The sequence below is a fragment of the Stenotrophomonas lacuserhaii genome (assembly GCF_014836545.1).
Classification (GTDB): domain Bacteria; phylum Pseudomonadota; class Gammaproteobacteria; order Xanthomonadales; family Xanthomonadaceae; genus Stenotrophomonas; species Stenotrophomonas lacuserhaii.
Genome location: NZ_JACSQS010000002.1, coordinates 1 through 10,344, shown reverse-complemented (window position 1 = coordinate 10,344; position 10,344 = coordinate 1). Strand labels below are relative to the sequence as shown.

At 64.7% G+C, this 10,344-nt stretch carries 11 protein-coding genes; 8 read left to right on the top strand and 3 right to left on the bottom strand.

Annotated features, from left to right (window positions below; translation table 11 throughout):
• Window positions 1–80 precede the first annotated feature (80 nt).
• The 3 genes from H9654_RS03000 to ykgO form a co-directional block, all read right to left on the bottom strand.
• A complete protein-coding gene (locus tag H9654_RS03000) occupies window positions 81–1,124 on the bottom strand; it encodes an agmatine deiminase family protein (protein WP_191768939.1) in 1,044 nt (347 codons plus the stop codon).
• Between the two features lie 42 nt (window positions 1,125–1,166).
• On the bottom strand, window positions 1,167–1,496 hold the full coding sequence (locus tag H9654_RS02995) for a hypothetical protein (protein ID WP_191768937.1): 330 nt from the start codon (window positions 1,494–1,496) through the stop codon (window positions 1,167–1,169).
• Between the two features lie 128 nt (window positions 1,497–1,624).
• Window positions 1,625–1,750: a type B 50S ribosomal protein L36 gene (gene ykgO / locus H9654_RS02990; RefSeq protein ID WP_005409283.1), complete on the bottom strand. Its 126-nt coding sequence runs from the start codon at window positions 1,748–1,750 to the stop codon at window positions 1,625–1,627.
• Between the two features lie 209 nt (window positions 1,751–1,959).
• Here ykgO and cmk point away from each other — a divergent pair, with 209 nt between their 5' ends.
• From cmk to galU, 8 genes are all read left to right on the top strand, one after another.
• Window positions 1,960–2,637 carry a (d)CMP kinase gene (gene cmk, locus H9654_RS02985; protein ID WP_191768935.1) on the top strand — a complete coding sequence of 226 codons (678 nt, stop codon included), beginning with the start codon at window positions 1,960–1,962 and terminating at the stop codon, window positions 2,635–2,637.
• A 212-nt stretch (window positions 2,638–2,849) separates the two neighbouring features.
• On the top strand, window positions 2,850–4,532 hold the full coding sequence (gene rpsA / locus H9654_RS02980; RefSeq protein WP_191768934.1) for a 30S ribosomal protein S1: 1,683 nt from the start codon (window positions 2,850–2,852) through the stop codon (window positions 4,530–4,532).
• Between the two features lie 87 nt (window positions 4,533–4,619).
• Window positions 4,620–4,925 (top strand): integration host factor subunit beta, encoded by a 306-nt coding sequence (locus H9654_RS02975; RefSeq protein WP_042615402.1) that lies wholly within the window; start codon window positions 4,620–4,622, stop codon window positions 4,923–4,925.
• A gap of 75 nt (window positions 4,926–5,000) precedes the next feature.
• Window positions 5,001–5,282 (top strand): lipopolysaccharide assembly protein LapA domain-containing protein, encoded by a 282-nt coding sequence (locus tag H9654_RS02970; protein WP_042615401.1) that lies wholly within the window; start codon window positions 5,001–5,003, stop codon window positions 5,280–5,282.
• A gap of 6 nt (window positions 5,283–5,288) precedes the next feature.
• Window positions 5,289–6,467, top strand: coding sequence for a lipopolysaccharide assembly protein LapB (gene lapB, locus H9654_RS02965; RefSeq protein ID WP_042615400.1), 1,179 nt, complete (start codon window positions 5,289–5,291; stop codon window positions 6,465–6,467).
• Window positions 6,468–6,470: 3 nt separating this feature from the next.
• On the top strand, window positions 6,471–7,451 hold the full coding sequence (locus H9654_RS02960; RefSeq protein ID WP_191768932.1) for an MraY family glycosyltransferase: 981 nt from the start codon (window positions 6,471–6,473) through the stop codon (window positions 7,449–7,451).
• Window positions 7,452–7,466: 15 nt separating this feature from the next.
• Entirely contained in the window at window positions 7,467–9,371 is a 1,905-nt protein-coding gene (locus tag H9654_RS02955; RefSeq protein ID WP_191768930.1) for a polysaccharide biosynthesis protein, read from the top strand.
• 3 nt (window positions 9,372–9,374) lie between these two features.
• Complete coding sequence (gene galU, locus H9654_RS02950) at window positions 9,375–10,259, top strand: UTP--glucose-1-phosphate uridylyltransferase GalU (protein ID WP_191768928.1); 885 nt, start codon at window positions 9,375–9,377, stop codon at window positions 10,257–10,259.
• Window positions 10,260–10,344: the final 85 nt, after the last annotated feature.

The following is a 10,344-nucleotide window of genomic DNA, read 5'->3' as shown; positions in this document are numbered from 1 at the left end:
CCCCCCCCCCCCCCCCCCCCCCCCCCCCCCCCCCCCCCGCCCACCCCAAGATGCCGGTTCACCAGCCAGCCACGAAGGGCTCAGCCGTTTGCCGCCAGCAACCCCGCCGGCAGCTGCATCGTGATGCAGTGCAGGCTCCCGTTCTGCCAGATCAGCGACCGGCACGGCACCTGCACGATCTCCCGGTCCGGGAACGCCGCCGCCAGCACGTCGCGCGCCGCGTCATCGGCCACGTCGCCGTAAGCCGGCATCAGCACCGCGCCATTGATGATCAGGAAGTTCGCGTAGGAAGCCGCCAGGCGACGCCCTTCGTCCAGTACCGGCTGCGGCCAAGGCAGCGGGAACAGGCGATACGGCTGGCCATCGGCGGTGCGCAGCGCGGCCAGTTCAGCGCCCATCGCCTGCAGCTCTGCATGGTGTGAATCAGACGCATCATCGCAGGCCTGGTAGACGATGCTGTCGGCCGAGGCAAAGCGCGCCAGCGTGTCGATGTGCGCGTCGGTGTCATCACCTTCCAGGTAGCCGTGGTCCAGCCACAGCACACGGTCCTGCTGCAGCCATTGGGCCAGATCGGCGGACAGGCTGGCGCGGTCACGGTCCGGGTGACGCTCGTGCAGGCACTTCCAGGTGGTCAGCAGGGTGCCCTGGCCATCGGTTTCGATGCCACCGCCCTCCAGCGCGAAAGCAATGCTGCGCACCGGTGCGTCGTTGAACACGCGCGCGGCATCCAGCACGCCGACCAACTGGTCGTCCAGGGTGGCGTCGAACTTGCCGCCCCAGCCGGTGAAGCGGAAGTCCAGCAGCTGGAAGCCGCCATCCTTGCGCTGCAGGGTGATCGGGCCGGAGTCGCGCAGCCAGGTGTCATCGTAGGCAGCGGTGACGAACAGCACGCGGTCCATGTCGATGCGGTTGGAGCGCAGCCGCATCTCGGCGTAGGTCTCCACGTCATCGTCGGCCACGCAGATCAGCACCGGCTGGAAGCGGGTGATCGCCGCCACCAGGGCGATGTAGGTCTCTTCCACCTGGCCCAGGCGATCGGCCCAGTCGGTGTCGGCGGTCGGCCAGGCAATCAGGATGCCGCTCTGGGCTTCCCATTCGGCAGGAAAACGAAGGGTCTGGTTCATGGTCTCGCTTGGATGCGCCCGCGCAGGCGCGGGCCGGGTTCGTCAGCGGATCGGTGGCTTGGGACCGATCTCGTTGGGGGCCGCCTTGTTGGCCACCACGTCGATCACCTTCTGCCTTTCGAAGTAGACGGTGAACTGCGGGTAGACCCAGCGGTTGATGGTCGGCCACTGGCGCTTCTGGCCGCCGCGGGCATCGAGCTGTTCAGCGGGTGAGCCGAACCGGCTCTGCACCTGCTGCATGCTCTGTCCGCGCACGGGCAGGGCGCCGGCCGGCTTGTCGGCGGCACGGTCGATCAGCAGGGTGTCGGCCAGCGCCGGGGTGGCGGCGGCCAGCATGGCCAGCACGGCCACGGACATCAGGTAACGCTTCATCTCGAGCTACTCCCCAGTGGTCAAGAACGGCGATTACAGCACAAACAAAGCAGAAAGCCGCCCGGAGGCGGCTTTCTGCATCAAACCGGCCCCGCGAGGAACCGTGGACGGCCGTCAGGCCGACCGACTCAGCGCTGGCGCGCCTTGAAACGCGGGTTCGACTTGCAGATGACGAAGATCTTGCCACGACGACGCACGACCTTGCAGTCACGGTGACGGGCCTTCGCCGACTTCAGGGAGGACAGGACTTTCATGGCATACCTCGGCGTACACGTTGAGTGTAAAAGTAAGTGTTCAGATGGAGCGCGGCCGCGATATGCCAGAGACAATACTGCGTTGACGCTCGTTCAAGCCCGCCATTCTACCGGGCTTTTCTCCATCGTTTCAAGTGGTTGCAAAGAACAATCGTGGCAGGCACTCAGGCTGGGGCTAGAATGGGGCCTTCACACCCGCTGGAAACCCCATGTCCGCACTCGTTCCCGTCCTCACCATCGACGGCCCTTCCGGGGCTGGCAAGGGTACCATCAGCCGCATCGTAGCCCGCCGGCTGGGCTGGCATTACCTCGATTCGGGTGCGCTGTACCGGGCCGTGGGCGTGGCGGCAAGCTGGGCCGACATCGATACCTCAGACGCCTCCGCGCTGGTGCGCTGCACCTTTGATACCAAGGTCCAGTTCGTGGAGCAGGGCGAGGCGATGCGGGTGCTGGTCAACGGCACCGACGCCACCGACGAGCTGCGGCTGGAGACCACCGGGGCGCTGGCCTCGGCCATTGCCGCCATTCCGGAGGTGCGCAGTGCACTGAAGGAACGCCAGCGCGCATTCAGGTTGGCGCCAGGCCTGGTCGCCGACGGCCGCGACATGGGCACGGTCATCTTCGCCGATGCCCCATTCAAGGTTTTCCTGACCGCCAGCGCAGAGGAGCGCGCCGAGCGCCGGCATAAGCAGTTGAATGACAAAGGGGTTTCTGTTAACTTTGATGACCTCCTGCGCGAGATCATGGCCCGCGACGCCCGTGATGCACAGCGCACTGTGGCGCCCCTGAAGCCGGCAGACGATGCCGTCCTCATCGATACCACTGGTATCGGCATCGATGATGTCGTTGCACGAGTGATGGATCTGCTTCCGGTTTCGGCTGCCTGATCCGTTCGTACAGGAGTACCGCCAGCGTTCGTGGCGGTTGTCGCCGCCGCAAGGCGATCCGTACTGCAAGGTAGTAAATGCTCCGCCGCGCAATGATGCGTGGCGGTTTAACCACTTCACACACGGCCTGCTATTCCGGGGTCGACCAACAGGCGGGCAGACGGACTCCTTGATGGAAGCCGCTGACCCATGTGATCAACAGAGTAAATCTAATGACCGAATCTTTTGCCGAACTGTTTGAAGCCAGCCAGGCCAATCTGGCCAAGCTGAAGCCGGGCTCGATCGTCAGCGGTACCGTCGTGGAAGTCCGCGGCGATGTCGTGGTGATCAACGCCGGGCTGAAGTCCGAAGGCATCGTGCCGATCGAACAGTTCCGTAACGACGCTGGCGAGATCGATGTCGCCGAAGGCGATATCGTCAAGGTCGCCCTCGATTCCATCGAGAACGGCTTCGGTGAAACCGTCCTGTCGCGCGAGAAAGCCAAGCGCGCGATGGTGTGGGACGAGCTGGAAGAAGCGTTGGAAAAGAACGAAACCATCACCGGCCGCATCAGCGGCAAGGTCAAGGGTGGTTTCACCGTGGACATCAAGGATGTCCGCGCGTTCCTGCCGGGTTCCCTGGTCGATGTGCGCCCCGTGCGCGATCCGGCCTACCTGGAAGGCAAGGAGCTGGAATTCAAGCTCATCAAGCTGGACCGCAAGCGTAACAACGTCGTGGTTTCGCGCCGCGCTGTCGTCGAAAGCGAGCACTCGGAAGAGCGCGAGCAGCTGATGGACAAGCTGCAGGAAGGCGCGATCCTGAAGGGTGTCGTCAAGAACCTGACCGACTACGGCGCGTTCGTGGACCTGGGCGGTATCGACGGCCTGCTGCACATCACCGACATGGCATGGAAGCGCGTGCGCCATCCGTCCGAAGTCGTGAACGTCGGCGACGAGCTGGACGTGCGCGTGCTGAAGTTCGACCGCGAGCGCAACCGCGTTTCGCTGGGCCTGAAGCAGCTGGGCGAAGATCCGTGGGATAACATCTCGCGTCGTTACCCGGCCAACAGCCGCGTCTTCGGCAAGGTCTCCAACGTGACCGATTACGGCGCGTTCGTCGAGATCGAGCCGGGCGTGGAAGGCCTGGTGCACGTGTCCGAGATGGATTGGACCAACAAGAACGTCAACCCGTCCAAGGTTGTGCAGGTGGGTGACGAAGTCGAAGTGATGGTGCTGGATTGTGACGAAGAGCGTCGCCGCATCTCGCTGGGCATGAAGCAGGTTGCCGCCAATCCGTGGGAAACCTTCGCTGCCACCCACAAGAAGGGTGACAAGGTGTCGGGCCAGATCAAGTCGATCACCGACTTCGGCATCTTCATCGGCCTGGACGGCGGCATCGACGGCCTGGTCCACCTGTCCGACATCAGCTGGGCAACCACTGGCGAAGACATCGTGCGCAACTTCAAGAAGGGCGACAACCTGGACGCCGTCGTCCTGGCCGTCGATCCGGAACGCGAGCGCATCAGCCTGGGCGTCAAGCAGCTGGAGCAGGACCCGTTCGGCCAGTTCATGGCCGTGAACCCGAAGGGTTCGAAGATCGAAGGTGTGGTCAAGGAAGTTGACGCCAAGGGCGCCATCATCGAACTGGCTGACGGCATCGAGGGCTATGTGGCTGCCCGCGATATCTCCGTCGACCGCGTCGACGATGCAACCCAGCACCTGAAGGTTGGCGACAAGATCGAAGCCAAGTTCGTGGGCATGGACCGCAAGGGCCGCACCCTGCAGCTGTCGATCAAGGCGAAGGACGATGCCGAAATGCGCGAAGTGCTGGAGGACTACCAGTCCGCCGCTTCGGGTGGCATGACCCAGCTCGGCGCGCTGCTGCGTGCACAGCTGGGCGGCAACAAGTCCGAGTAATCGGCCTTACGCTGTCGTAGTTTCCTGGACGGCCCGGACATTTGTCCGGGCCGTTTCAGGGTTGGAGCCCCCCAAGCAGAGCCTGCAATGACCAAATCCGAACTGATCGAAATCCTCGCGCGCCGGCAGGCGCACCTGAAGGCCGATGATGTCGATCTGGCGGTCAAGTCGTTGCTGGAAATGATGGGTGGTTCGTTGTCGGCCGGTGACCGGATCGAGATCCGTGGTTTCGGCAGTTTTTCCCTGCATTACCGCCCGCCGCGACTGGGCCGCAACCCCAAGACGGGGGAGTCGGTCGCCCTGCCGGGCAAGCATGTACCGCATTTCAAGCCGGGCAAGGAGCTGCGCGAACGCGTCAGCGACGTGGTTCCGCAGGATGCTGATCCTGCCTGACGGCAGTGACGTTGCGCGTGCGATCCCCCCGCCGGGTCGGATAAGCTACAGGCCGGGCATGACTGGAGCTGTCGCATGAAGGTTTTCCGTTTGCTGGTCCTGCTGGCCGTTCTGGTCCTTGGACTCATCATCGGCGCGGTCAACATGACCGAGATGTCGATCAATCTTGTATTTACCCAATTGCATACCTCGGTTGGCGTGGCGATGATCGCCGCATTGCTGGTCGGGGTCGTGGTCGGTGCCGGTCTGGTGCTGGTGAGCGTGGTCGTTCCGCTCTATGCCCAGCTGCGCCGCGCCAACAAGGCCGCCCTGGTGACCCCGGTGGCGACCCCCAATCCTCCTTTTGCCGGACGCTGATCACGCATGGAATTCGTTTCCCAGTATTTCTGGTTCTTTCTCTGCGTACCGCTGGCCGCCGTCGCCGGCTGGGTGATTGGCCGTCGCGGCGGGCAGCGACACGGTGACAACCAGGTCAGCCGTCTGTCCAGCACCTATTTCCGAGGCCTGAACTACCTGCTCAACGAGCAGCCGGACAAGGCGATCGAGCTGTTCCTGCACATTGCCGAGCTGGACAAGGAAACCTTCGAGACCCAGGTCGCTCTGGGCCATCTGTTCCGCCGTCGTGGCGAGGTCGACCGCGCCATCCGCCTGCACCAGGGGCTGGTCAACCGTACCGACCTGAGTGATGCCCAGCGTGTACAGGCGCTGCTGGCGCTCGGCGAGGACTACATGAAGTCAGGCCTGCTGGACCGCGCCGAAACGGTGTTCAGCGAGCTGGCGCAGATCGACCAGCGCGCACCGCAGGCGCTCAAGCACCTGATCGGCATCTACCAGGCCGAGCGCGACTGGGAAAAGGCGATCGACAACGCCCTGCGCTTCGAGGAAGTGACCGGCGAGCCGATGGGCAAACTGGTGGGACAGTTTGAATGTGAACTGGCCGAACGCCATCGTGGTGCCGGCAACGTCGAAGAGGCGAGGGCGGCCATCGCGCGCGCCTACCAGGCCGATGCGATGTCGGTACGTGCCGGCATCATCGAAGGCAGGCTGGAAACCGACGCGGGCAATGCCGAAGCCGCCGTGCGTGCCTTCGAGCGTGCCGCACGCAATGATCCCGAATACCTGCCCGAAGTGCTGCAGCCGCTGATGCAGAACTACCGCAAGGTCGGTGACATGGGTGGCGCCCGCAGCTTCCTGTCGGAAATGACCGAGCATTACCGCGGCATCGCCCCGGTGCTGGCACTGACGCGCCTGATGGAAGAACAAGAGGGCATTTCGCCGGCCCGTGCCTATCTGGGCCGGCAGCTGAAGGACCGCCCGTCGGTACGTGGCGAGTCGGCGCTGATCGACCTCACCCTGGCCGAAGGCGCCGATCCCACTGCGACTCTGCATGACCTCAAGCACATCACCGACCAGCTTCTGGTGCGCAACCCGGCCTATCGCTGCACGCGTTGCGGCTTTGGCGCGCGCACCCATCACTGGCAATGCCCCAGCTGCAAGGAATGGGGAACGGTCAAGCCGCTGCTGAACTACGCGGTGCTGTAAGCGATGCGGGACATCCAACCGTGGCTGGCGCTGCTGGCGCTGGCGCTGGTGTCGGCCGTGCTGACCTGGCTGGCGCGTCGCTACGCGCTGCGGCGCCAGCTGCTGGACCACCCGGGCGAGCGCCGCAGCCACCACGTGGCGACGCCGCGCGGCGGTGGGATCGCCATCGTGGTGACCGCGCTGGTCGGCCTCGCTGCGGGCGCGTTGCTATATCCGGCCGCCGCAGCGCACTTGGCGATGTTCGCCGCTGGCCTGGTGCTGGTGGCCGGAATAGGCTGGTGGGACGATCACCGCCCGCTGCCGGCCGTGCGCCGGCTGCTGGTCCACATGCTGGCGTCGGCCCTGCTGGCGGGACTGGTCTGGCAGGCGACCGGCAATGCGCTGCAGGCGGTGCTGCTGTTCCTGGTGGCGACCGCGCTGGTGAACCTGTGGAACTTCATGGACGGCATCAACGGCATCGCCGGTGGCTATGCGCTTGTCGGTGCGCTGAGCCTGGCCGCCGTGATGCCGATGCCGTTCGCGCTGCTCGCGGTGGTGGTCGCGGCGGGTTGCCTTGGCTTCCTGCCATTCAACTTCCCGCGCGCACGCATTTTCATGGGTGACGTCGGCAGCGGCGCGCTGGGGTACCTGATGGCGGCCTTGGCGGGGCTGGCCAGCGTGGTCACCAGCATTCACTGGTTGGCGCTGCTGATACCGTTGTCAGCCTTCATCGTGGACGCGGGCTTCACGCTGTCATCCCGCATGCTCTCGGGGCAGCGCTGGATGGAACCCCATACGCAGCATGTCTACCAGCGTGCGGTGAAGGCAGGCTGGAGCCACACACAGGTGACTGGCGTGTATATTCTGCTCGGCCTCGTCGGCGCGGCGGTACTGGCGCTCTCGGTTCGGCTGGCGCCGCTGCAACAGGCGGGCCTGGCATTGGCCTGGGGCGCGCTGTTGGCCTGTCTGTGGGCTGTCATGCGTGTTCGCCTGCGCAACTATTGAGGGTTTAACCTGGTCATGTCAGCTCGGTGGAATCGAATAATGGCGTTGGTGCCCCGCGCGGCCATCGTCGTCCATGACCTGTTCATGGTGTGGGCCTGCTGGCAGCTGCTGCATGCCGGCCGCTATTCCATCCTGCCCGAGGCACCTGCGTTGCCGCTCTGGAATGTCGACACCTCGCTGGTGCTGGGCATCCAGGCGCTGGTGTTCTGGCGCGTCGGGCTGTATCGCGGTCTGTGGCGGTTCGCCAGCGTGGCCGACCTGATCAACATCTTCAAGGCCAGTTTCATCGGCCTGGTGGCCATCGTCCTGACCCTGATGTGGAAGCGCTTCGACGGCGTTCCGATGTCGGTACTGGTCATCTACCCGTTCGCGCTGTCGGCCCTGCTGGGCGCTCCGCGTCTGCTGTACCGCGCCTGGAAGGATTACCAGGCCGTGCAGTCCGATACCAGCGGCCGGCGCGTACTGATCCTCGGTGCAGGCCAGGCTGCCGAGGCGCTGGTGCGTGACCTGCGCCGTTCAGGCGAGTTCGACCCGGTCGGCCTGCTGGACGACGCCCCGCACCTGCAGGGCGCCAAGTTGCAGGGCCTGCCAATCCTTGGCACGCTGGACGACACCGCCGCCGTGGCGCGCGAAACGGCCGCCAAGCTGATCGTCATCGCCATTCCCTCGTTGGATGCGGTCGGCATGCAGCGTGTGGTCGGCCTGTGCGAAAGCACCGGCGTGCCCTTCCGTACCGTGCCCAAGCTCAGCGACATCCTGCAGGGCCAGTCGCTACCGGGGCAGTTGAAGGAAGTGGCGATCGAAGACCTGCTCGGCCGCAAGCCGATCCAGCCGGACTGGTCGCTGATCCGTAATTGGCTGGGTGGCCGTACGGTGCTGGTCACCGGCGCGGGCGGCTCGATCGGTTCGGAGCTGTGCCGGCAGTGTGCCCGCCACGGGGCAGGGCGCATCGTCCTGCTGGAAATGAGCGAGCTGCTGCTGTTGACCATCGAAGCCGAGCTGCGCCGCAGCTTCCCGGATATCGAAGTGGAGGCGGTGCTGGGCGACTGTGGCGATCCGGCGGTGATCCGCCACGCGCTGTCGCTGCATCGCATCGAAGCGGCTTTCCATGCGGCCGCCTACAAGCAGGTGCCGGTGCTGGAACGTCAGCTGCGCGAAGCGGTGCGCAACAACATCCTGGCCACCGAGAACGTCGCCCGGGCCTGCATGGAGGCCAGGGTCGAACATTTCGTGTTCATCTCCACCGACAAGGCCGTCGACCCGGTCAACTCGCTGGGCGCCAGCAAGCGCTACGCGGAGATGATCTGCCAGAGCCTGGACCAGAAGTCCACGCATACCCGTTTCGTGACCGTCCGCTTCGGCAACGTGCTGGCCTCGGCCGGCAGCGTGGTGCCGGTGTTCCGCGACCAGATCATGAAGGGCGGTCCGGTGACCGTGACCGACCCGGAAGTCACCCGCTATTTCATGACCATTCCCGAGGCCTGCCAGCTGATCCTGCAGGCGGCCGCGTCGGCGTCGCACGGCGCCATCTACACCCTGGACATGGGCGAGCCGGTGCCGATCCGGGTGCTGGCCGAGCAGATGATCCGGCTTGCCGGCAAGCAACCGTACAAGGACATCGCGATCATCTATACCGGATTGCGTCCCGGCGAGAAGCTGCATGAGACGCTGTTCTATTCCGATGAGGATTACCGGCCGACTTCGCACCCCAAAGTGCTGGAAGCCGGTGTGCGCACGTTCTCGCGCGATCTGGTGCTGGGCAACGTGCCAAAGCTGCGCGATGCCATCGCGACTTACGATATCGACGCCATCCAGCAGATTCTGTTCGCGACGATGCCGGAGTTCGATCCGCTTCAACAGGATGCTTACATTCCATCCGCTAACGTAGTGCCCTTCCCCGCGCGTGAGGCCAACAGGTAATCGATGAGCAAGCGAATCAGAAAGGCAGTTTTTCCAGTGGCAGGGCTAGGGACGCGCTTTTTGCCGGCAACCAAGACGGTTCCGAAGGAAATGCTGCCGATCATTGATCGCCCGCTCATCCAGTACGCGGTCGACGAGGCCATCGAAGCCGGCTGTGACACCCTGATCTTCATCACCAACCGCTACAAGCACGCCGTCGCCGACTATTTCGACAAGGCCTACGAGCTGGAACAGAAGCTCGAGCGCGCCGGCAAGACCGAACAGCTTGAGCTGGTCCGCCACGTGCTGCCCAACGGGGTGCGCGCGGTATTCGTGACCCAGGCCGAAGCGCTGGGTCTTGGCCATGCCGTGTTGTGTGCGAAGGAGATCATCGGCGATGAGCCCTTCGCGGTGCTGCTGCCGGATGACCTGATCTACAACCGTGGCGACGGCGCCCTGAAGCAGATGGCCGACCTCAATGCGGCCACCGGCGCCAGCGTCATCGCAGTGGAAGACGTGCCGCATGAGCAGACCGCCAGCTACGGCATCGTCGCCACTGAGACGTTCGACGGCAGCCATGGCCGGATCTCGGCGATCGTGGAAAAGCCCAAGCCGGAAGACGCGCCGAGCGACCTCGCCGTGGTCGGCCGCTATGTGCTGAGCCCGAAGATCTTCGAGCTTCTGGAATCGACCGGCACTGGTGCTGGCGGTGAGATCCAGCTGACCGACGCCATTGCCGAACTGCTGAAGTCCGAGCCGGTGGACGCCTATCGGTTCGAAGGCCGTCGCTTCGATTGCGGCACGCACCTTGGCCTGGTGGAAGCCACCATCCGGTTCGCATTGAACAGCAAGAAGCTGGCCAAGCCGGCGCGGCAGAAGCTGCAGGAAATGCTTGCCGAAGAGGATTGATCCGGCGAACGGCTGCGCCCCTCGTGGCTGGCGGTTGATCGCCGCTGCTGCTGCGGGTGGGTCGGGGGGGGGGGGGGGGGGGGGG